Here is a 23,157-nt window from a genome sequence, read left to right on the forward strand (position 1 = left end):
CCTAAAGACAAAATTCATGACTTCGATATAAGAAATTCAACATTGTTTGACTAGAGACCCCCTGCGAAAATGAGGAAACAGGTATAAAAAGAGAGAGAAAGATATAAAATAGCAGTTTTGGCAGAAGTTATGAAAAAGTGGCAAATATATATTCCGTCAATTTGCTGATAGCAGAATGCGAAAAAATAGTCGAAATAGTTAGTGGGAAAAAGTTAAAAAACAGGCGACGGAATCACATTAAAACGCTAGAAGACAAAATTTTATGTGTGTTAATATACTACCGAACGTATATAATGCATCCATTTTTGGGCTATTTGTTTAATTTACACAATTCAAATATTTGCTAAAAAAAATGGGTTAGCGAAAAAAATCAAGATCACAAAACCAGAAAAAATATTTTGGTAGATGTGACAGACACAGCAGCCAAAAGATAGCAAAAAGAGAAGGAATTGGAAAAAAGAAAACATAAAAACCGAAATGAAGAAAACGGACAAGGTTTCAAAATCTCATCGTGTTTAAGATACGAAAACAGTTCTGCCAGTAGATAGCATAAAATATGCTGATTCTAGGGTTGGCAAAAATTGCAGAAAGTATAAAAAATACCGTAAAAAACCCCGGAGCAAAAGGATCATAGCTTGCGTCGTTTAGGATGAGAGTGGAAAATAAGATTCAAAGATATTTAAAATTATGTTTACCGTAATTTTTAGAAAAATGAGGTTTAACATAATCTGTACTAGACAAGACTTAATCTGACAATGATGAATTAACTGACAGAAGAATTTAAATAGTTAATATCAGAATAGACCTCTTGCATAACTATATAAAAGGTTATAGCATGCTGAAGATGGTACAGTAGGTATAATAAGATTTGAAAAAATAAGCAGATTGGGAGATGAGGAGTTTCGTCGGTTAACAGGAGTAAAGTGTAGTACATTCAAAAGAATGATAGAAATTTTAATAGAGGAAGAGGCTAAGAAAAAGACAAGAGGAGGAAAACCAAATAAACAATGCATGTTTGTTAATGGTACTAGAATATTTGCGTCGTACATATTTCCATATTGCACAAAACTATGGGAGATATAAAACAGTAAAGTGGGTGGAATAATAGAGCACCCAGATTTTGCATTACCTGGAAAAAAAGAGCTATTAAAGTCAGATGTGCATATGAGATTCTGGTAGTAGACGAAACAGAAACTCCCATAGAGAGACCAAAAAAAAGCAGAAGAGATTTTATTCTGGAAAGAAAAAGAAACATACGATAAAGACACAAGTAGTTATAGCAAAAGAAAGTAAGAAAATTGTATTTTGCTCACGGTAAACGACATGACTTTAGGATTTTTAAAGAATCGAAAATTTACATGTTATCAACTACTTGTATTAAATAAAACTTGAACTGACACTTAGAACAAAAAAATAACAAAAAATAAGAGAAATGAATACAATGCAAAAAAAATACTAAAACTAGGATTTTAGCAAAACAACTAGGAAATGTGTCACAAGCGTATGGGATATTCAAATTTTATCGCTTCAAGGAGTTATACGAAAATGGAGATAAGATAAGTAAGAAAGTTTGCAAACAGAGTTTCGGAAGACATAGAAAGATCTGTATAGCAACAGAATTTCCAGCATATAAAAAATGAGCTGAGAAAAAAATAATATCTGAAGGTGGATAGTTGAGACTTTTAAGAAAAGACTTAAAGCACTAGAAGCAAAAAGATGGAATAATTCTAACAGCTTTAGAAAAAGTGAAAGAACAAAGATAGTGAAATTGATACTCAGGTTAGGGAGTGTTCAACAAACTGTGTCAAACCGAGAATAAATATATTTAAATAGTATAAAAAATGGAGGTTTTACACATGAGTCAAAAAACAGCAAATAACTATATTGGATTAGTAGACTATAAAGAATTGGAAGAGAATATTCTGTCATCTATACGAGAAGGCAAGCCACTAACTGGCAAAGGAGGAGCACTAACACCATTAATAAAAAAGCTGATAGAAGCAAGTTTAGAAAGAAAATCATTTATCGTCTGAAGATGAAGAAAAGAATCGCAGGAATGGAAAAAACTCGAAAACTTTACTCAGGATCGTTTGAACTGCTAACACCAAGGGATAGAGAATTGAACCACAAATAATCAAAAAAAGACAAACAAACTTGCATCCTGAACTTGAAGCTAAGCACATTTGCCAGTGGTATGGGCTATAGAGACATAGCATCACATGTTGAAGAAATTTATGACCACAAGATATCGGCAGCAGAAATATCAATGACAAATTACTACCAACGAATGGCGTAACTGCAATCTGTATATCCAATAGTATTCATATGTTTTTTAAAGTCAAAGAGGATGCGTAAGTAAATGTATGTATAACATACTAGGTATAGATCAAAATGGCAGAAAAGAAGTATTGGGCTTTTATCTGGCTGATAGTGAGTTCTGGCTTAGTGTATTAAATGATCTCAAAGTGTGGAATCGTTGCCTGTGTAGATGGACTAAAAAGCCTTCCTACAGCCATAAACAGAGTATTTCCTAATGTAGAAATGTGTAGTGCATCAAGTAAGAAATTCACTGAAATATGTATCTAGTAAAGATGTAAAATGAATGATCTGAAAAAAATATATCGTGCTACAAGTAGAGAAATTGCTGAAAATTATTTACTTGAGTTGGAAGAAAAATGGAGAGAATTTAGTTGTAAAATCTTGGCAGAATAATTGGGAGAATTTATCTGGTTATTTCAAATATTCTGGCCCTGTTAGGAAGCTAATTTATACAACCAATCCTATTGAGGGGTTACACCGACAAATCAGAAAATTTACTAAAACCAATTTACCAGTACAAATGCTTTGTACAAGCAGGTATATTGTGCTATAAAAAAGGTAGAGCAAAATTGGACTATACCAAATTGGGCTTTAACTATCTCTCAACTTGATATTTTCTTTCCTAATAGATTGAAAATTCAGTTGAATTAAAATATGGTTTGACACAGTTTGTTGAACACTCCCGCGCAATATCAAAGAATGGCTATCATTTAGCAAGAGGTAATTGCTGTCTTATCGACTTAGCAAACGAGAATAAGTATCGATTGCTGGTAGATTCGTCCTATACCTTTGATATTACCTACATAATAGGTATCTTGAGCACCCAGATAACCTGAGTATCAATTTCACTATCTTTGTTCTTTCACTTTTTCTAAAGCTGTTAGAATTATTCCATCTTTTTGCTTCTAGTGCTTTAAGTCTTTTCTTAAAAGTCTCAACTATCCACCTTCAGATATTATTTTTTTCTCAGCTCATTTTTTATATGCTGGAAATTCTGTTGCTATACAGATCTTTCTACATCTTCAGAGACTCTGTTTGCAAACTTTCTTACTTATCTCATCTCCATTTTCGTATAACTCCTTGAAGCGATAAAATTTGAGTATCCCATCACTTTGCACGCTTGTGACACATTTCCTAGTTGTTTTGCTAAAATCCTAGTTTTGGTATTTTTTTTGTATTGTATTCATTTCTCTTATTTTTTGTTATTTTTTTGTTCTAAGTGTCAGTTCAAGTTTTATTTAATACATATAAAGCAATAAAACTGCTAAAACAAGAAAATTAATTGAAAAGGCAATTTACTCTATCTTCCTCCATATTCTTCAGATTTGAATCCAATTGAGCATTACTGGCGTACTATTAAAAGCTGGCTCAGATCTAAAATACAGCAACATGACAACTTTCTTCTTCTTGTTGGTAACGCTATTATTGAAGTTTATCGTTTATTTTAGGAAATACTATAGATGTAAGATTGGTAGAAAAGGAAAAGGTTTTTAGGAATAGGGGGAAATATATAGAATTTTCCTCCTATTCACAATTTGAATCACAAAAAATATAATTCGAATTATTTACTTAATAAACTCGATACATCTTTTGTGGATGACATAATTTTATTAATCATATAGTTTTCATGATTATGGTCTATTTTTGATAATTCATATAGATAATTAACCATAATGCCAAATGATTGATTTATACCCTTTTCCGAAGTATCTGCCAGCCAATTTAATCTTTTTATAGAAGCACCATTACTTAAATGAAAGTGTGCTACAGGATCAAAAGCACTATTACTCTTTTCATTTTTAACCTTTAAGAGGTAGTGTGCACATAATTTAAGTATAATCTGTTTTATATCATCTGGGCAATTTTGAATTTGAGGTAAATTAATGTATTCTAATACCTCAGATATAGGTTTATCTATTTTTAACTTTTGAGCTAACTGCTCAGGTTTAGGCACATTACTGAGCCACTTAGTAAAGCTTGGCATCGGTGATAGTGTGGCATACGTTTTAATGTTTTTAAATTCTTGTGATAATCTTTCTACCACTCTTTTAATCAAAAAATTTCCAAGATTTATTCCTGACAGGCCAGCTTGTGTATTAGAAATGGAATAAAACATTGCAGTATTCATACTTTTAGGATCAGTTGCAGGTATTGATTCATCCAGTAAAGACTGGATATTATTTGCAATTTCATCAGTTAAAGCAATCTCAACAAATATTAATGGTTCATTTGGTATTTTATAATGAAAAAACGCAAAACAAAGACCTAGCCTGTTCTTTAGGTCATCCCAAGAAGTAATTTTATGTACCGCTTCATATTTTATTAATTTCTCAAGTAGTGATGCAGAGGAATCCCAAGTTATTTGGCAAAAATCAAGTAATTCTACATCAAACCAAGAAGATAGTATATTTTTTAAATCTTTTTCAAGCGTAGAAAGTATCTTATGTTCACTCTTTAATTTAAGTGCATCAGATCTCATATCAACAATGAATTTCAATCCATTTTCTAAAGAAATAAATTGCTTTAATATCTTAAGGCGTGGTGATTCAAGAGAAGTTATGAGTTCTTGCTCTAATTTATAGCTAGACTTAGGATCAGAATTTGTTTGATATGCAGTTATCTTATCGTTAATTTCTTTCTTGTTTGCGCTAAACTCTTCCACTAGTATCTTTAAAAACCTTACTTTTCCTACCTCTGATAAATTTAAATATAAATTGCCAAGGGAAACTGTATTCCTTCTTGCAGTCACCTCTCCGCCTTTGGGATTTAAACACTCTTGCATCTTCATTTTTAATGCTTCAATATCCTTATTACCAGTTAGATCTTCACTGATACTTCCTACCCATGAGCGTACTGTTTCGGTGGCTTCTCCTAAAGCTCTTAGAATACTTGCTATAGCATTGCGCTTGATTTTTGTAAAATGCTGATCAGTCATAACTTTAAAAACTTATACATTATAGTTATGTTACCGTTTTAACTTTAAGCAAGCAACATTGACATTATGTTGTGTTGAAAGATTAATTTGCTATCCACATCAGTTTGCTTAGAGATTATTTCCAACTCTAACAATCCTTGTAGTATTACCTTAACCCTTAAATGATCTATATTTCGCACATGTTTTTTAAAGACTGGTAGCTGCTTAAAAAACAAAGGTGGATCAAGCATCTTAATTGCTTCTTGCTCATCTATGCCACTTTTTATGGCATTAAGTACAGTGCTAAGGCGCATGAAATATCTTGATATAATTCTTAAAAGAGCAATAGACGAAAAATTACCATAAGCCATAAGTATGTTAGAGTATTTTATAAAATCATTGATATTTTTTTCAACTATTGCAGAGCACAGATCGTCTACAGCCACATCGTAGGTTTTAGAACCAAAACACTTCTTAATATCGCTTATTTTAACATGTTTTTTGTCACCTAAATACGTTATTAGTTTTTCAAGCTCTAAGTAAAAAGAAAAGCTATTACTTAAACAGCGTTGCAGTTCAGCAATTGTTTCATCTGTATAGCTTATGTTATTTTGTTTCAGATAAGCTAGAATTATATCATGTAAGTTATTATTGCTGTCTTTATAGCAACCGATAACCGCAAGATTTTTGGCATTTTCAAAATAACTGCGTTGAGCCAATGTTGCCTTTGCTATCATTAGGACATAGTTATTTCCAATATGATTATTTAATATTTTCTTTAGCTCTTCAGATATTTTATCAGTAACATTTATAAGTAAGACAAGCTTTTTTTTGTTAAATATCGTTATATTTACAAGTTCTGTAAATAATAACCCTGGAGATTTATTAACGTCACAAAACTCTATTTTACAGATAGTAAATTCTTCGTTTTTATTGAGTGTATCTATAATGTTTCTACTATAAAAATCTATTTGTCCTGGGTCGTTACCATGGATTAAAAGTCCTTGAGCTGAACCTGGATTTTTTAAAAACTCCTTAATTTTAAAAGGTGTTATTTTCATGTAGTAAAATATAAGACAATTTTAGTTTTCTTATGTGTTTAGAATTGTCAACTTATTGTTAACATAAACATCTAATTTGTGGCACACAGTATATTCCAAACTTGGTAATTTTTTCATTTTGATCTTGTACTATAGAATAAATGCATGATTCATTAAGATTATAGTTTGGATTATTGTTTGGAACCTCACATAGTGTATCTAACTCTGAAGAGATATCGCGTTCTGCCTTTGGGCATGTTACTGTAATTGTAGGTCTTGCAAAAGATTCATTAAAATTACAGTTTTGACTATTATCTAGAACCTCACGTAATGTACCTAATCTTGTAGGAACACTACTACTTCTGTGTTTGCTATTAAAAGACCGAGTCCCACGTGGAGGGTCGTAATCTAATTCCGTATCATTTAAATCTAATGTATTGTCATCCCAGCTTAAATCGTTTACACTACTTCTATCTGGTTCACCAGGACTTGGTGTTGTGTTAGACGTAGTAGTGTTGGATGAATCTTTTCTCGAACGGACGTTATTATTAGGTTGATTACTTAACCATTCAGCAACTTTATCCTGAGAATTGGAAGCATTACCAATGGTAGCTAAGACTTTAATATCTATATCTTCGCAATACTGATTATTTAAACTACCTGTGTTACTTGCAGTTACATTATTATTTTGATCACTGTGTTCAAAACTTGTTTGACTGTTATCAACACTTATACCACAGGCTATTGTTGTTTGCTGCTCATAAGTACACCTTTTTTCTTTACTGAATTGAGTATATAATCTATTAGAATTTAACTTTCTAAAATACATTTTATTTTCTTCTTCCATTTTGTTGTCCTCTTCTTCCACTTTTTTCTCTTTCCCTATCTCTGCAATATTATTCGATACTTCATCTATAAGATTCATAACTAAGCTAAAATCACCTGTATTAACCGACCAACCATCTGACGAACCAACGTATTGGCTTTGCTTTATACTTGTATTTACTAATAAGTTTTCATTGTTTTCTTGATTAACTTTGTAAATATCTAGATTTACTAAGTCACTATTATTTGAATCAAACATAGAGGTTTTTCCTTCAGAACTTGTTTCACAATACCCACTATCACAGAAAATTTGATTATTAGAATACAACCAACGCTCTTTATCTAGAGCATCTCTTAACGGGATATCACCTATTAATACGTGACATCCATTAAAATTTATTTCGCCATTTCTATATCTTGAACTATCTTGCTTGCTTATATGTATAGCTCCATTATCCTTTATATAGATGTTTATACTCTCTTTTTTTGTGATCTGAGGATTATCATCATCAGATGACATAACACTCCAACTTGCTCTCATAGTTATACAACCACGGTAAATCACATAATTTCTCATGCCATTATTATATTTTTGTGCATACCCTTTGTTACCATTAATATTGAAATGACTATTAAATAAACGGTTATTACGACAAAATTCACTTTCTAAAAATTTACCCATCTTCAATCTAGCATTACGTATACTAGTAAAAATAACGTTTTCCTTTTGATATCCTACTACAGTATATTTGTTATCGCCTATTGGTTCGATAAAATCACTAATCTCTTTAGAAATATCTTGCTGAATTTGAATGTTAAGTTCATCAGTGAAACGAGCATTTTGATTAATCAAAAGATTGATATATTCAATAAAACTAATGAGATTATTTATAAAACCATACATACCATTGAACCAAAGAATGAAAACTTCTTCTAGTAATGTACTGCCATTAATTGTAAGCTGATTAATGTTGCCATCTTTACTAAACACTGATACAGATGATTTATTTATCCCCAATACTGCAGCTTCTAATTGTGTTTGTGCTATGTATTTATTGAGTCTTATAAACGTATTACTTTTTGGCTCTTCTGGGTCTAAATATTTCTGTTCATGTTTATTATTAAAAATCATATTTTGTATCCCCCATGATAGAATTTTGTCTATTTAAAGTAGAAAAAACGATAGATCAATATTAGCATAAGTATTTATGTAGACCAGTTCTATGTGACAAAAATCAATTTTTAATACACTTTAAACTAACGTTTATATGATAAATGTTAAAAAAAGGTTTTTTTAGAAATATATATGAATTATTTAATGCGATTTTTATATTCTTAATTTACAACTTGATATCAAAGGGTTTTAAAACAGGTAATTTAATTTTTTTCTTAAGCTCGTGAAAGGCTATTATATTGTTTATGCGCCTATCTAAAAAGGATAAGGTATCAACAAAATCTTGTGAATAATCGTCAATAAAGTAAAGTACTGTACTAGAATATACTGATGCTAGAGTCAATCTCTTTGTATAATAATTAAAATCAGTTGAGATGTCACAGATTCCATGCCAAATATTATCTACTCTGTTGTAAAGCGTTTTTGTAGCAAAGCACGGATTCTGCAAAGAAAATGATATAACATTCTTTATAAACTCCCTATAATTTTGCAATTTTGCATAATTTTCTAGGTATATTTTTATCGCAAGTTTAATCTTTTCACGTACCTTTAGAGCATTTAGATCAATGTTGCTTAGTTTTTTTATCATCATTTTGTTAAAATTATCTGATATATGCTCCAGTGCACTGTATATTCCATTTTGAAACTTACAAAAACTTGCAGCCAGCTGCAAATCATTGCACACTTTCAGCAGAGTACTATCACTCACCCCTTCAAAAGGTATAGCTTTTATTAAATTATCTACTATTTGTTCTATATCATTCATTTCAACTCTATATTGAATAATCTTCATTTAAGAATTAATTCACCATAAAAAACATAAGCAACCTCACCTCTCATAAATACTTCATAACCTTCACTTAATTCTACAAATAGATCTCCACCTAGTAATCTAATTATTACCTCTTTATTAACGTCAATATATCCACGACGCACTGCTGCAACTAAAGCTGCACATGCTGCACTTCCACATGAATCAGTAATGCCAACACCTCTTTCCCAAACCTTCATATTAATTTGTTTTTTTGTTATTTGAGCAATGCTAATATTTGCACCATTTGGAAATAAGTTATGTTTTTCAAGCTTAGGTGCCAGTTCCTCAAACGGTATGCTCGATATATCACCAACAAAGAACACAGCATGTGGATTGCCCATGCTAACCCCTACTGGATTTGCAAGAGGGCCAAGTTCTATAGGTAGATTTAAAGTATCGCATAGAGTGGAAAGTGGAATTTTATTCCATTCTAACAAAGGCTTACCCATGCTCACTCTTACTTGCTTATTATCTAAGCGCTCTCCACTTATGATCCTATGATCTATAAGTTCAATAGTTGCACAGTTATTACCTTTTTCTGCTATCATAAGCTCTACTACACACCGAGCAGCGTTACCGCACATTTCTGCACTACTGCCATCAGCATTGAGAATGTTCATCATGCAATCAGCTTTAGTTGAGTGATTTATGATTATCACTTGATCACAGCCGATTCCTCTCTTGCGATTAGCTATCTTTTTGTAATCTAAATTGGGATAATTATTATAACGAGCATCAATTATGACAAAATCATTGCCAGTACCGTGCATTTTGATAAATGGTATTTTAGTCTCCATCTTTTTTAAGATTTATCCCATTTATCATAAAAAAACATTTCCTTTATCGGTCTTCTTTTTCTCTCTGACGGTCCTTCACCTTCTTTCGCATAACCAACTGCCATAACAGATGTAACATCAAAATCTTCTGGTATGCCAAACTCTGCAATTACTTTACCTTTATCAAATCCAGCCATCTGATGAGCCATGAGTCCCATACTAGTTGCTCCAAGCATCATCCCATAAGTTGCAGCACCAGTATCATAGCTACTCCAATTATTACTTCCTCTACTTAAATCACGAAAATTATTAGCACTACAGCAAATTATAAGCAAAGTGCAGTCCTTTACCCATTTTTGATTTTTCTGAGTCAGACAATTAAATAAAGTATACCATGAGTTCAGGTTTTTTTGTTTATTGCAAATTACATATCTCCAAGGTTCATCACCATAACACGATGGAGCCCATCTTGCTGCCTCAATTAGCATATCAATTTGCTCTTGAGTGACAACTCTTGTTCCATCATAAGAACGTCCACTGTACCTTTGAGTTATTAAATCTAGTAAATCCACTATAAAAATAAAAATTATAACACTACTTTAGTATAGTTGTATTAATTTAAATTAAATCTATTAGAGCCTGTTCATAATCTTTTTAGCAAAAGAGCAACAAAAGAAAATTTGTAAGCTAGTGTTGAGTTTCCTCTCACAATTCTTCCATAATCTTCTCTAACCAAGCAAATCGACAACCCATCTTTTTGGTAATACAACAAAGGAATGTAGCTCATTTCGTTTGATTACTTCAACAGTTGCACCAATAATCGCTTTTATTTGAGTTGCAAATTTTTCCCCTGTATATCAACCAGTATATTTTGAACTTCTGAAAGGTTTTTTTAGCATTCCAAACCATTTTTACAGCAGATCTACGATATTAGTTGTTGTGATATAAATTGCATGCGCTGACTATCCACCGCTATATATTCCTGAAATTTTCTTACATAACCTTTTTCTTCAGCAGTATCGGTGTTTTTCACGCTCTGGGCATCAATTATGCAGAATTGGTATTCCGACCATTGTTGAAACCCAACTAATTTTTTTAAGATACGCTCCAAAACGCTTTCTTTATCTATACCTATTCCATCTCTTAAAATAATCATAGTAATTGCGCCATTTTGTTTAGGCAACATTCGCCACTACTCTTTAAAACGTACAGCACGCCGCAAAATAACTCGTATAAATTCTGCTTTCTTGGCTTTTTCGTGCGCTTTCCAAAGTTGGTTTAATCTTTTCGAATTTCTCACGACTTTGGGTATGAATCTCGCATAACATATTTTTTATATATATTATTATCCATCTTATCATTCTTCCTAGATCGCGTACAGGTTCTTAGAACATCAGGAAACTGAATCAGAAGCAGAAATGTCTAAAATTGAAGTAGAAGAAGGCCCATCGGCAGAAAGACCAAGATTTGAGTAACATTTTATTTAGATGTATGTAGATTATACCTTTGCTGAGTTTATCTCTTGCCTTGAGCAAAGAGCTGCATTTAGTGTTCCTTCATCAAGGTAGTCGATTTCCCCACCAATTGGTATGCCGCAAGCTAGACGTGATACTTTCACATTTAAGCCTTTCAGTAAATCTACTATGTAGTGAGCGGTAACTTGTCCATCGAGCGTTGAGTTAGTGGCGATGATTACTTCCTCAACGCTAGATTCTTTTACTCTACTTATAATCTTTTGCAGATTTAGCTCTTTCGGACCTATACCATTTATCGCCGATAAAGTTCCACCAAGAATGTGATATAAACCACTGTATATTTTGCCTTTTTCAAAAGCCCATAGATCTCCTAAGTCTTCAACAACACATAATAGCTTAGTGTTACGTCTTTGATCTAAACAGATAGAGCAAGGTGACTTTGTCTCAAGGTTGCCACATATCTCACATTCTATAACTTGTTCTGCAAGTTCTCGAATTGAATGCGCAAGTGGTAGCATGATTTTTTCTTTGTTTCTAATTAGATGAAGAATGAGTCTTCGTGATGAAGCAGGGCCAAGGTTTGGTAATTTAGAAAACATCTCAATTAAGTTTTTTATATCTATATTCATTGCAGTTTTAAGCTTTTGCCGTCATATTGACATAATATTAAAAATTAGTAAAATGACTATCAAACAAAAGTGTTTAACAATTGCAATAGCTGGTCTGCCGAATGTTGGTAAGTCTACTTTAATCAACAACATTGTCGGAGCTAAAGTTTCTATTATTACTCCTAAGGCACAAACAACACGTACTAAGATCAGAGCAGTTGCCATATATAAAGAAACACAATTTATCTTCATTGACGTTCCTGGCATTTTTGCTGCTAAAACTAAACTCGAAAAATTTATAGTAAGCTCTGCATGGTCTGCAATAAAAAGCACAGATGCCGTTTTGCTCTTACTTGATTTTAGAAATTTCTCTTATGGTAGTGACCAGATGATAAAAGTTATTGCAAGAACAAAGCAATTAAATATTAGATGCATTTTAGTAATCAATAAAATTGATCTGGCTACAAAACCAGAAATTAAAAGAGCATATGAACATTTTACTGCAGCTTATGGAGGGTTTGATCAAATGTTTATGATCTCAGCATTAAAAAACGATGGTGTGGAAGAGATGTTAGCATATTTGTCTACTGTTGCTCCTGAAGGTCCATGGCTTTATCCTGAGGACTGCATAACTGATACGTCAACTAGTTTTATAGCTGCTGAAGTGACACGCGAGAAACTATTTTTAAATTTAAATAAGGAACTGCCATACTCTCTAGCAGTGATGACAGAACAAATGCAGGAAAAGGAAGATAAAAGTTTAATTGTAAGACAAGTTATATATGTGCTTAGAGAGAGTCATAAAAAAATTATTATTGGTACAAATGGAGAAAATATAAAAAAGATAAATATTGCCGCACGCACAGAACTTGAAGATATGTTTGAAGTTAAAATACATCTTTTTTTATTTGTTAAAATACGGAAATCTTGGCAAGATCGTCCGAAGGAGTATGTAGATCATGCTTAATTCTTTAGTAGTTTTTGATATTGAAACCATCCCTGATATTAGTGCTTGTGATGGTCTTATAGGTAGAATAGATGGTGATGTACAGCAAAAGCGGGAGGCATTGACTCAGTATCACTTAGGAATAACAGATGGAAAGAATCCTTTTTTGCGCCAGCCTTTTCATAAGGTGGTAGTTATTAGTTTCCTGTTTGCTGATATTATCCGCAGTGGTGGCTATGAAACTTTTGTATTGAGAGAGATAAGATCTGGAGGGAAACTAGATTCCAATGAAAAGGAATTAGTCCAAGGTTTTTTTGAATACATCTCTAAAACCAAACCAAGGCTGATTTCTTTTAATGGCCGCACTTTTGACTTACCGGTACTTAAGTATAGAGCGATGAAATATGGGGTGCAGGCAGAGTATTTTTATAAATCAGGTGATAAGTGGAGCAATTATATGCAGCGCTATAGCGTTGATTGGCACTGCGATTTACTTGAAGCGCTTTCTGATTTTGGTGCTTCAGCTAGAATTAAGATGAATGAGGTATGTTCAATACTTGGGCTTCCGGGAAAAATTGGTACTGATGGTGGGCAAGTTACAAGTTTATACGATAGTGGCAAAATCCAAGAAATTAGGGATTATTGTGAAACTGACGTGATTAACACCTATCTAATTTACCTCAAGCTAATGCAACATCAAGGCAGGATTACAACTGAAAGTTATAATAAAAATCTCGATGATTTACTTTTGCATCTAGAGAATAGTCAAAAAGATCACTTACTTAAATTTAAGGAAGAGTGGAAGAAAATGGCAAATTTTGCTTTGTAAAAATTTAGACTAGTACATCATCAATTTAATAATTTGGGGGATAAGATGAGCATAAATAATACAGATCTATTCACGGCTATTAAGCAAAATTCTTTAGATGAAGTTAGTAAGCTTCTACTCCGTAACATCGATAACCTTAATGAATACATTGATCAGAGAGATATCAATGATGAAAACACTCCTTTGATTTTTGCTATGCTAGAGAAGCATTTTGATATAGCTAAGTTATTAATATATGCTGGCGCAGATATTGAGAAAGTAGGTAATCGTAACCATTGCATTTTGCTTGTGCGTTTTATAATTATGACTTAGCTAATTTATTGATTGAATGTGGTGCTGATGTCAACGCAAAAGAAAATGAAAAATATACTCCTTTAGATATTACATTTATATTTTTCAGGAAAATCGAACAAAAAAAATCAGATGATCCCAATTATAAAGAAAAATTAGATAACACTAATAAGATTGCATCTTTATTGCTCAAACATGGAAGAGAGGCAAGATTCTATAATCAGTTTGAATCATATGCAAGTTATAAAAAAAATGATAAATGTAATATAAATGCTGACGCAATATTTGATCTTGGTATTGCTAATAAAAGTATGAATACCGTTAATTTAGCAGTGAAATTTGGTAAAGAGATTGATCAGTTTTTTGTTAAAAATGAATTATCTAAAGCTATTGATAAAGGTGATCAGAAAACGTATAAGTTCTTTTGAGAACGTTCAACAAACCATGTCAAACAAGAAAAATATTAATATAAAACATGGAATGAACGAAAAAACATCGAATAAAAACAGTGGATTAATAAAGAGTTAATATATTATCGTCCATCCGAGACTGGCAAAGTCTGATCAATAGAAGCAAGTTTAGAAAGAAAATAAATGAGAATGGAATCGTAGAAAAGTTCAAAATACAGATACAGACTCATTTGAAGATAGAGACTTGAGTCACAAAAAAAAGACACTGAACTTGAAGCAAAAATTCTTAGTATGTTTGCAAGAGTTATAAAATCGCATATCGAAGAAATTATAAGATATCAGCAGCAATATCACTGACAAATTGTTACCAACGAATGGCGCAGTCGGTCATATTTACCCAATAATTTGTATGATTTTTCAAAGTAAGCAAATTTGGCTTTTTGATGTTTTCTTTCCTAATAGATTAAAAATTCAGTTGAGTTTTTGACACAGTTTGTTGAATACTCTCTCATGTTGAGTTATAAGTTTAGTATAGAATACTAAAATGATACTTTAAATCAAATATACTGTAAAAGCTACATTTGTAATCCAATACTAAACAAAGATATTAGCCCACTCATCTAACTACATAAAAGAATGTGACGTAGCATAGTCATTTATATGATTTGCAATGTATTCAACTAAGTTGCAGTCCACAGGATTTAAATGATTAGCGTTTAAGATGTTACTACCTTCTTTTATTGTGTTTGACTCACACTTATTATCTCCTGCAGCAATAGTAAATGAAGGAAGGTCATAATAATGGTCCTTAACTCCTATTTGATTATTAGTATAATGGAATTTGTTTTGGCTATCGTAATAACCAAACTCATCTATTAACGATCCAACTTTTATATTCTCATTTTCAATTTCATATATATCTATCTTATGTTGTTTAGATCCTGCATAATTTTTAACATTTGGTTTAGCAATAAATGATGGAAAAGAACCATTTTTGACATGATATTTTGCAAAATCTATATTTTTGATACCTTTAATATGTTCAATATTTATTAACTTATAATCATCTGGCATTGAATAATATTCATGGCCACTACTATTGCAGAAAGCCAATTTATAATGATCCTTTTCATCTTTTACTACTTTTAAAAAATGAAAATGTTCTGGTAGACTAAAACTATCTTTATCCTTTGCAAAGTGATCATAAATGTAAATTGCATTATCAAAAAAGTAATATCCCACCTTTGAAAAAGCACCAGCTATATCTTTATCTTCTAATTTTATATTAGCTGCATATTTACCAAAGCTTATCTCATCCCCTTTCACTACCTCTGCGCTAAATTCCTTTAGCGATGCATAACTATGAGCTAGTTTTTTAGTGCTACCTGCTACTTTACTAAGTTTAGCAGATAAATCTTGTTTATCTTTTATGAGACTATCTACTGCTACTAAAGTGTCAACAGCTGTAAGTTTAAATTGGTAATGTTCATCCTTACCGTACATTGATACACAAGTTCCATTTTTATCTGAAATGCAAGTAATTTCAGAACAACATGTGCCCTCCTCTTTTGTTGTAAAATAGAGCCCATCAGTTTTTTTTACAACTTCTTGCAGTATCTGATCATCTTCGTCACTAAAGTTGATGAAATTCAATAATCCAGTAAATTCACCTTTGGGTAAATTACCATTCATTTTATTATAAAATGATAAACCAATACCGAATTTTGTAGAATTACTTCCTATATTCTTACTTAGACTCTCAACTGTAACGTCTACTATTCCTCCTGATTTAAGAGCTTCTATGATATCATCTTTATTTTTACTTATTATTGCATCTTGCTCTACAGTAAAATCCTGCCCGTTTAATTTTAAAGCTGAAGATCCATCATGCAAAACTATCTTATCATTCTCCCATTTTAATTTTAATTTATCCTTATCCTTTATTTGTACATTTCCATTTAGTGCATGAATAGTGTATTCATTACTACGATTTTGCTCTAATAAATAACTTGCAGTTGGCAGCATAATTAATTTTCTATAATCTTCATTAAACGGACCTATTGTAATTTTTTTAGATGTGCTCATGCCCCCCTCTTTACATTATACTTTTAATTTAAATGCCTTGCAGGCATTCCATCAACAGCATATACCTTACTTAGATTGGCAACAATTGCATTATCAACAAAACTCCTTGGTTGTTCATTGTCTATTGATACTTTTTTAATATCTATAGCATTTCTCTGCTGCAACCTATCTGCTAATCCTTTTCTCATGCGACTTTCAAAAAGGCTTGAAGACTTATCGGGACAATTCTTGCAAGCTTCCTTTGCTGCTGCTAGCAAAGTTTCTAGTAGCTTTCTCTCATCATTTAACAGTTGCTTATCTATAATGGTTGATTGCAGCTTTATTGGGTTAAAATTTAGGTTTTTCTTTTGTGTACCACAATTTTTAGCAGTTTTTTGTAATACCTTTTCGAATTCCTCAACAATCTCTGCAGCATCTACTGCTTTTGCTGCTTGCTCAAGCTCCTGCATCTTATTTTCTAGCCTATATTTATCTTGTCCTACAGTAGGGTAGAAGAAATTTATTACGTTAAATATGAATGAAGTTGGCTTGCTTGCTCCACTAGATATATAATAATCTTTTTTGACCTCTCTTTTACGTCTAGATGTGCTACAAACTTGATCAGTAGGTTCCATTTTACAAAAAATATCCCTTATACTATTAAAATCTTTTTGAGTACTTTGACTATAAGCTTCTGCATTTTTTTCTGACTTCAATGCATTTCTAGTAGCATTTTCAGCATCTTGAGCTATATCCTGAGTTATATTTTTCAATTCTACCACATTGTCATGTAATAATTCAGTTTTGTTTTTGGCGTCTTGTGCTTCTTTAGCAAAGCTTTCAGAGGCATTTTTATTTGTTTCTACTTCTTTTTGAACATTTTGCATTTCAATTTTGGTTTGATTCATTTCATTGAAGAATTGATCAGCTACTGCAGCATTCACACCATCCGCTCCAGGTAAACCAACATCACCCCTTTCTCCTTTTAGACCCTGTTCTCCAAGCTCACCTTTTAATCCATGCGGTCCAGCACGACCTTTAACACCTGTTATACCCATATCTCCTTTATTACCTTTCTCTCCAGGTAACCCATCTACCCCTGGTATCCCAATCTCTCCTTTTAAACCTTGTTCACCTTTTATTCCAGGTTGTCCATCAATTCCAGATAGTCCTATTTCTCCTTTGCTTCCTTGTACTCCAAGTTCGCCTTTATCTCCCTTGTCACCTCTCAAACCTTGCAATCCACTTTCACCTCGATCACCCTTTTCTCCTAGTTTACCATCCATTCCATGTAATCCAGTATTACCTTTTTCTCCCGGCTCACCTTTTAATCCATGCGATCCAACACGACCTTTAACACCTGTTATACCCATATCTCCTTTATTACCTTTCTCTCCCGGCAATCCAGACTCGCCCTTATCTCCTTTTGGGCCTTGAATTTTTCCTGGATTTTGACTTAATTCTTTTGCAACGCTCTGCATTAATTCTGCATCACTTGCAAGTTTCTCTATTAATGTTTTACCATCTTGACCAGTAGCGTTAGCCAAAGAATCTACTAATTCTTGGTTTTTATCATAAAATAAACTATTAGCTACTTCCCTATGAAAATCCTTATCGTCAACAAGACTGCCCATAATTTGCTGTTCTAGTAGTAAGTTGTCACCTTCATCACGATACTCAAGTATCTTATATATAGTAGCCTTATTATTGAGTAGATTTTGCGCGATTTTAGTTTGCAGGTCAGAGCTATTTGCAAGTTTTTCTACTAATGTTTTTCCATTGGAATCAGTTGCATTGAGCATAAGATTTTTTAGTATAAAAAGCTTATCAGTAGTTAGCTTATTCACAACTTCCTCAGCGCTTGCATCTTTTCCTGACTCTCCCTTAAGGCCTGTTTCTCCAATTTTACCATCTAGTCCTCGTGGGCCTGATGCTCCTGTTGGTCCAGGCATGCCTGGGTTTCCGTTTTTTCCATCTTTTCCTGGCAGTCCAGCTTTACCTTCTGGTCCTTTTGTACCTGTAGGCCCGGTGTCACCTTGCTTACCAACCAGCCCAGGCTCACCTTTTTCACCCTTCCAGCCTCTTTTCCCTTCTGATCCTTGTGGACCTATAGGTCCGACATCACCTTTGTTACCCTTTGTACCTGATGACCCATCTTTTCCTGATGTACCACTATCTCCTTTTAGACCTTGTTTTCCAGTGTCACCCTGCTTACCGATCAATCCAAGCTCACCTTTTTCGCCTTTCCAACCTCTATCTCCTTTCTCTCCTCTTGTACCTGCATTACCTTGATCACCTTTAAGCCCTGGCGTACCAACTTTACCTTCTGGTCCTATAGGTCCGGTGTCACCTTTGTCACCCTTTATTCCCTTGCCATCTATTCCTGGTGCTCCAGATAACCCTGGGCTACCTTGTATACTTACTCCTGGTATTCCTCGCTCTCCTTTTTGACCACCAGCCTCTCCCTTATCACCTTTTTGTCCTCCAGGGTGTCCATCTAGCCCATTTTTCCCAGGTGTGCCAGGAATTCCATCTATTCCAGGTTCACCCCTAGGACCTTCAGGTCCTTGAAATCCATCCAATCCTTTCTCCCCAGGTGCACCAGGTAAGCCAGGTACTCCCTCTAGTCCATTTCTACTAGGTATACTAGGTAGCCCAGGCAATCCCTGCTCACCTTTCTCTCCTTTAGTTACTCCACCTTTGATCTGATCTATGCTTGATCGTAGTACATTGATATCACCTTCTAAACCTCTGATTCTTCTTCTCAAATTTCTATTTTTTGCAAAACTTTCTCCAATATCTAAATCGTATCCTTCTGTTAATTCCTCCAATCCTCCAATTGATTCTTCCAAACTCCCAATTCTTTGTTTTAATTCCTCAAAGTCTTTAAAATTCACATTAACTTTCATATCATGGAAGGAGTCATACATGTTTTCCATGTAGTAGTAATACGGATGTAAATCAGAGTTATCGTATGTAGATGATCCCGGGATAATAGTATAAAAGTTCTTACATTGGCCACTTTCATCTGATAAGCACCCTACATAACTACCGCCTGACTTTTCTATAAAAAAATAGTTGAAGAGGCTATCGTTAAAGACTTTTGTTTCATTTAAAGCTTGAGAAAACAGCTGTAGTTCTTGATTATTATTGTTATAGGCAAAGATAACATTATTGAGTATTCCGGTATAGCCATAAGAATTACTCCATATATTAACACTCTTATAATTATTTAGCGGAGGCTCTCTTAAAAAACTTTTTCCAACCTCTATTTCAAGTTTTTTATCAGGAAAATCTCTTAAATCATCCAAAATAAAATTTATATCTCTATCACCCATTATATCTTTTGGGTCTATTAAAACTTTGCTATCTTCAAACCGTGAATAATCCCCATGACACCCTGTAATGTTGTATGTCATAACATACCCATTCCCCACTAATTTATTAGGTATAGAGCTACTGATAGCTATATTGATACTATCATTATGATAATAGTAATAATAATACTGATCCTGACTATTAACTAAGGCAAGCTTCTCTTCATTATTCGTTTTTTCTAATTTTAAATATAATCCTTTGTTGTTAGAAGAGGTTAATATCCTTTTTTTAAGACCATAATTCCAACCAAATATGACAAAATCATTGTTATTGGTAAAAGTATAAGATGTTGTAGGTAAATCAATTGCTTCTATGTAACTGACATTTACTTTAACGGTAGAATAGTCATCTATACCATTACAAGCCAGCCTAGATAATAAATCACCTTTAATTAAGTTAAAACGCATCTTTCTATCCCCCTTTGCACAACTAATACAACTGATATAATATGTTAATTTTAAGTTGACAAGTCTTTTTCTAGTTAAAGTAGATGTGGTTACTAAATGTTCCCACTCAATATCTAAAAGATAAATTTATTTTATGTAGGTGACCCTCGCCTTAAGGTTTAGCTTTTAGTGTTTTTAGTAATTTTATAGATTACAAACATATAGTATGTTTGATTTAAAGTAGTATTTTGTACTAAATACAGATATTTACAGGTGAAATGGCAGTAGGAAGATTATCAGAGAAACATGTGTTACAAATTACGTAGATATTGTAACTTACATATTCTATGCCGCCCACTATCCAACAGTATATCAAAAAGCTATTCCAAGAATTCGAACAATTAAAAAAAAGATATTGGATCTATGGGCTATTTGCTGTTACTGTTGGTAATGTAAATTCTACAGATGTACAGAAATATATTGCAGAGCAAGAAGTTCATAATAAACATCTCTGAGTTTTAAAACTTGCTTTATAAGCGTTACCACCAGCTAAAGCTGGTTGTAGTTGATAAATTTTTCTTACTCTTCTTATAAGAACGTTTCTCTTTCTGTAGACTTATTAAATGATGGATTTTTTATCAATTCTCTGTTTAAAGTTTTTTTGTACTTTAGTTCTTTTATAGATTTTATATCTAAAATAAATGGTTGTTTTATCGATTGATAGGCTTGTTTTAATTTATCTAACTTGTTAGGAAATGACCTATATGTTTTTACCGGCAAAGGAAGAGGCAAAAGAGGAGTTAATTCTGACTGGCAATCACTAACTACTCTTCTTGGCCTACGTGCAGATAATTCAGATTTTGAAAATGTATATGAATTTTTTCTTTGCTGTTGTGCTGAACATACTTCTTCCGCATCAGAGTATAATACTAACTGATTAGAATTTTGACATCTATTGCTATGATCAGGTTTATAGGGATTACTATCTTGCACTTTGATATGTGAGTTAGTATTTGCCTCTTTTTTTTTAATCAATAGATTATTAATTTCTTTAATTTTATCTTGATAATCACTAAGATTGTCAAGTTCTTTATGTATAAAATATAATTTTACTGCTAAAAAAAATGAAATTATAGCAATAATCTTAGATATAATCGTTCCTACATCTTGAATACTGATAAAAATATCGTTTTCACTAAAATTAAAACTTCGTTCCACTAGAAAGAAAACTGCTAAAATAGCTAGCGAAAAATTAGAACAGTATAGAGCATAATCCTTATTCCAGGATTCTTGCTTTTTTAGTTTAGAACAATTTTTGTCTCTATATTTTTCATTTTTACGAAAGAAATTATTAAATTTTTTTAAAACAAAATCACCATCATGTACATCTCTTCTTTGTGAATAATCTTTAACATGATTATGCACTTTATCAATTTTTGACCCATCAATCATTTCTAAAAGTTGACCAATCAATTCTCTTTTTAAGACCCATCTCTCATTATCAGAATTACCTTTAGATTGACGTTCAATAGCCAAAAGTAATACTTCTTCTTCCCAGGATTTTTTGACTTGAAAACTTTCTTGAGCTTTTTCTTGAACCTTTTCTTTTAAACATACTATATACGATTTAATATAATAATCGTATTTATTTTTAATAGTAATTGAAAACTTATGTAGCTTAAGTCTCCAGCTTCTTTTAGTCACATTTATATCCTCTGCTAAAAGCAGAGCACAATCATAATGAGAATTTTCAATAGCTAAGTGCAATGCTGTTTTTTTACTATTTGTCATTATTTCAGCATTTGCTTTTTTCTCTAATAAGAGCTTAACGGTCTTTATAAGACCTTTCTTAGCAGCTAAGTGCAATGCTGTATTTTCCTCTTTATTTTGAATATTAACTTGAGAATTAGGCATCGCTTCAATTAACAATTGAGCACATTGATAGTATTGATCTTGATCATTTTCTCGTTGTATATTTTCAATTGCTAAGTGCAATACCATTTCATTGTCTTTTGTTAAAAGAGAATAATCATCATCTTCTTTTTGACATGTTATTCTACAATATGTAAAACATGAGATACATGCCATCACCAGACATAGTAACGTAATAGCAACAGTAGCTTCAATATTCTCATAGTTGTTATCATAAAGTACTTTGCTTGCCATAGCAATGGCCATGAAAAATAGAAATAAGGAGAGACCATGTGCCATCGAAAAATACCTATGAACAAAAGATTCTTTTTCTCTCCAATAATACATACCCAACATTAGCTCTACACATTTCACACGACCATTTTTAGTAGCTAAGTATAATGCTGTATTTCCTTTTTTATTTTTATAATTTAAAAGATCGTTAAGATTATCTAACCCTACTGAATCAAATGTAATTTTGTTTATAACATAAGATATGAGCTGATCATTCCCTCTTTTAGCAGCTAAATGTATATAGGTGTTACCTTGAGAATTAGCTTTAATATCATATAAATCGTGATCTAAGCGTGCTCCATTCACTATTAATAATTCAATCAATTTCATACTACCATTAAGTGCGGCCAGATGTAGTAGTGTATTTCCTGATTCAGGCTCCTGAAAATTAACGTTAGCACCATTGTTAATGAACCATGCAACTAAATCGAGATCATTATGAAAACAAGCAGCATACATTAAATAATCTATATACCTTTCTGTGGCTAGGGGTGCTTCTGAAGAGTTTTGTTTAATATGCTCATTAAGCACTTCTAATACTTGGCTCCAATTTATTGAATAGTGGTTGTCCTCTATAATACGTTTTGCGTACTTATAGCCTTCATTGATCTCTTGTGGGATTATTATATCTGTTTTATCGTCAGCCATGAGTCATCTCCATGTACTTTGATTCTAACTATAGTATATAAATATGCCAAATCAA

General features: G+C 32.4%; 15 protein-coding genes and 5 pseudogenes. 8 read left to right on the forward strand and 12 right to left on the reverse strand.

All coding sequences use genetic code 11. The features are described 5' to 3' along the window. Positions 1-209 precede the first annotated feature (209 nt). The 3 pseudogenes from AACL09_RS06450 to AACL09_RS04240 all read left to right on the forward strand — a co-directional run. Positions 210-344: pseudogene (locus tag AACL09_RS06450) on the forward strand (transposase family protein); the annotation flags it as partial. 517 nt (positions 345-861) lie between these two features. Beyond that, positions 862-1,303: pseudogene (locus AACL09_RS04235) on the forward strand (transposase family protein); the annotation flags it as partial. Positions 1,304-1,856: 553 nt separating this feature from the next. After that, a pseudogene (locus tag AACL09_RS04240) lies at positions 1,857-2,970 on the forward strand (IS256 family transposase). Positions 2,971-3,074: 104 nt separating this feature from the next. On the opposite strand, the pseudogene AACL09_RS04245 reads toward AACL09_RS04240, so the two are convergent. Then, positions 3,075-3,427 (reverse strand): annotated as a pseudogene (locus tag AACL09_RS04245) (IS481 family transposase); the annotation flags it as partial. Between the two features lie 217 nt (positions 3,428-3,644). Between AACL09_RS04245 and AACL09_RS06455 the strand changes: the two are divergent. Further along, positions 3,645-3,767, forward strand: coding sequence for a hypothetical protein (locus AACL09_RS06455; RefSeq protein ID WP_410519795.1), 123 nt, complete (start codon positions 3,645-3,647; stop codon positions 3,765-3,767). A gap of 113 nt (positions 3,768-3,880) precedes the next feature. Here AACL09_RS06455 and AACL09_RS04255 read toward each other — a convergent pair whose 3' ends face one another. The 8 genes and pseudogenes from AACL09_RS04255 to recR all read right to left on the reverse strand — a co-directional run bounded on the left by AACL09_RS04255 (position 3,881) and on the right by recR (position 11,960). Next, positions 3,881-5,254, reverse strand: coding sequence for a malonyl-CoA decarboxylase (locus tag AACL09_RS04255; protein ID WP_339047218.1), 1,374 nt, complete (start codon positions 5,252-5,254; stop codon positions 3,881-3,883). Between the two features lie 44 nt (positions 5,255-5,298). Beyond that, the gene (holA, locus tag AACL09_RS04260) at positions 5,299-6,294 is read right to left on the reverse strand and encodes a DNA polymerase III subunit delta (protein ID WP_339047220.1); all 996 of its coding nucleotides are present in this window, start codon (positions 6,292-6,294) and stop codon (positions 5,299-5,301) included. A 58-nt stretch (positions 6,295-6,352) separates the two neighbouring features. Further along, the gene (locus tag AACL09_RS04265) at positions 6,353-8,230 is read right to left on the reverse strand and encodes a hypothetical protein (RefSeq protein ID WP_339047221.1); all 1,878 of its coding nucleotides are present in this window, start codon (positions 8,228-8,230) and stop codon (positions 6,353-6,355) included. 208 nt (positions 8,231-8,438) lie between these two features. After that, positions 8,439-9,029: a COQ9 family protein gene (locus AACL09_RS04270; protein WP_410519833.1), complete on the reverse strand. Its 591-nt coding sequence runs from the start codon at positions 9,027-9,029 to the stop codon at positions 8,439-8,441. Positions 9,030-9,061: 32 nt separating this feature from the next. After that, positions 9,062-9,883 carry a diaminopimelate epimerase gene (gene dapF, locus AACL09_RS04275; protein ID WP_339047225.1) on the reverse strand — a complete coding sequence of 274 codons (822 nt, stop codon included), beginning with the start codon at positions 9,881-9,883 and terminating at the stop codon, positions 9,062-9,064. A gap of 5 nt (positions 9,884-9,888) precedes the next feature. After that, a complete protein-coding gene (locus tag AACL09_RS04280; RefSeq protein WP_339047227.1) occupies positions 9,889-10,434 on the reverse strand; it encodes a nitroreductase family protein in 546 nt (181 codons plus the stop codon). Positions 10,435-10,505: 71 nt separating this feature from the next. Beyond that, positions 10,506-11,190: pseudogene (locus AACL09_RS04285) on the reverse strand (IS5/IS1182 family transposase). A gap of 170 nt (positions 11,191-11,360) precedes the next feature. Continuing rightward, positions 11,361-11,960: a recombination mediator RecR gene (recR, locus tag AACL09_RS04290; protein WP_339049019.1), complete on the reverse strand. Its 600-nt coding sequence runs from the start codon at positions 11,958-11,960 to the stop codon at positions 11,361-11,363. A 58-nt stretch (positions 11,961-12,018) separates the two neighbouring features. On the opposite strand from recR, the gene era reads away from it, so the two are divergent. Genes era through AACL09_RS04310 form a run of 4 tightly spaced genes read left to right on the forward strand, consistent with a single transcriptional unit; the run spans position 12,019 to position 14,439 of the window. After that, positions 12,019-12,912, forward strand: coding sequence for a GTPase Era (gene era, locus AACL09_RS04295; RefSeq protein ID WP_339047229.1), 894 nt, complete (start codon positions 12,019-12,021; stop codon positions 12,910-12,912). Next, positions 12,905-13,720: a 3'-5' exonuclease gene (locus tag AACL09_RS04300; protein ID WP_339047231.1), complete on the forward strand. Its 816-nt coding sequence runs from the start codon at positions 12,905-12,907 to the stop codon at positions 13,718-13,720. The genes era and AACL09_RS04300 overlap by 8 nt, the downstream gene beginning before the upstream one ends. 45 nt (positions 13,721-13,765) lie before the next feature. Then, positions 13,766-14,032 (forward strand): ankyrin repeat domain-containing protein, encoded by a 267-nt coding sequence (locus tag AACL09_RS04305; protein WP_339047233.1) that lies wholly within the window; start codon positions 13,766-13,768, stop codon positions 14,030-14,032. Next, positions 13,996-14,439 carry a hypothetical protein gene (locus tag AACL09_RS04310; RefSeq protein ID WP_339047235.1) on the forward strand — a complete coding sequence of 148 codons (444 nt, stop codon included), beginning with the start codon at positions 13,996-13,998 and terminating at the stop codon, positions 14,437-14,439. The genes AACL09_RS04305 and AACL09_RS04310 overlap by 37 nt, the downstream gene beginning before the upstream one ends. Positions 14,440-15,045: 606 nt before the next feature. On the opposite strand, the gene AACL09_RS04315 is transcribed toward AACL09_RS04310, so the two are convergent. The 3 genes from AACL09_RS04315 to AACL09_RS04325 form a co-directional block, all read right to left on the reverse strand. Beyond that, on the reverse strand, positions 15,046-16,506 hold the full coding sequence (locus AACL09_RS04315) for a hypothetical protein (RefSeq protein WP_339047237.1): 1,461 nt from the start codon (positions 16,504-16,506) through the stop codon (positions 15,046-15,048). A 23-nt stretch (positions 16,507-16,529) separates the two neighbouring features. Further along, a complete protein-coding gene (locus AACL09_RS04320) occupies positions 16,530-20,270 on the reverse strand; it encodes a hypothetical protein (RefSeq protein WP_339047239.1) in 3,741 nt (1,246 codons plus the stop codon). A gap of 567 nt (positions 20,271-20,837) precedes the next feature. After that, positions 20,838-23,102: an ankyrin repeat domain-containing protein gene (locus AACL09_RS04325; protein WP_339047241.1), complete on the reverse strand. Its 2,265-nt coding sequence runs from the start codon at positions 23,100-23,102 to the stop codon at positions 20,838-20,840. Positions 23,103-23,157 lie beyond the last annotated feature (55 nt).

Source organism: Candidatus Mesenet endosymbiont of Phosphuga atrata (genome assembly GCF_964020175.1).
GTDB lineage: Bacteria > Pseudomonadota > Alphaproteobacteria > Rickettsiales > Anaplasmataceae > Mesenet.

Excerpts from the sequence above, each read along its gene's own strand:
- AACL09_RS04255 (WP_339047218.1), bottom strand. The coding sequence starts at position 5,254 with ATGACTGATCAGCATTTTACAAAAATCAAGCGCAATGCTATAGCAAGT.
- holA (WP_339047220.1), bottom strand. The coding sequence starts at position 6,294 with ATGAAAATAACACCTTTTAAAATTAAGGAGTTTTTAAAAAATCCAGGT.
- AACL09_RS04265 (WP_339047221.1), bottom strand. The coding sequence starts at position 8,230 with ATGATTTTTAATAATAAACATGAACAGAAATATTTAGACCCAGAAGAG.
- dapF (WP_339047225.1), bottom strand. The coding sequence starts at position 9,883 with ATGGAGACTAAAATACCATTTATCAAAATGCACGGTACTGGCAATGAT.
- era (WP_339047229.1), top strand. The coding sequence starts at position 12,019 with ATGACTATCAAACAAAAGTGTTTAACAATTGCAATAGCTGGTCTGCCG.
- AACL09_RS04300 (WP_339047231.1), top strand. The coding sequence starts at position 12,905 with ATGCTTAATTCTTTAGTAGTTTTTGATATTGAAACCATCCCTGATATT.
- AACL09_RS04305 (WP_339047233.1), top strand. The coding sequence starts at position 13,766 with ATGAGCATAAATAATACAGATCTATTCACGGCTATTAAGCAAAATTCT.
- AACL09_RS04315 (WP_339047237.1), bottom strand. The coding sequence starts at position 16,506 with ATGAGCACATCTAAAAAAATTACAATAGGTCCGTTTAATGAAGATTAT.
- AACL09_RS04320 (WP_339047239.1), bottom strand. The coding sequence starts at position 20,270 with ATGCGTTTTAACTTAATTAAAGGTGATTTATTATCTAGGCTGGCTTGT.
- AACL09_RS04325 (WP_339047241.1), bottom strand. The coding sequence starts at position 23,102 with ATGGCTGACGATAAAACAGATATAATAATCCCACAAGAGATCAATGAA.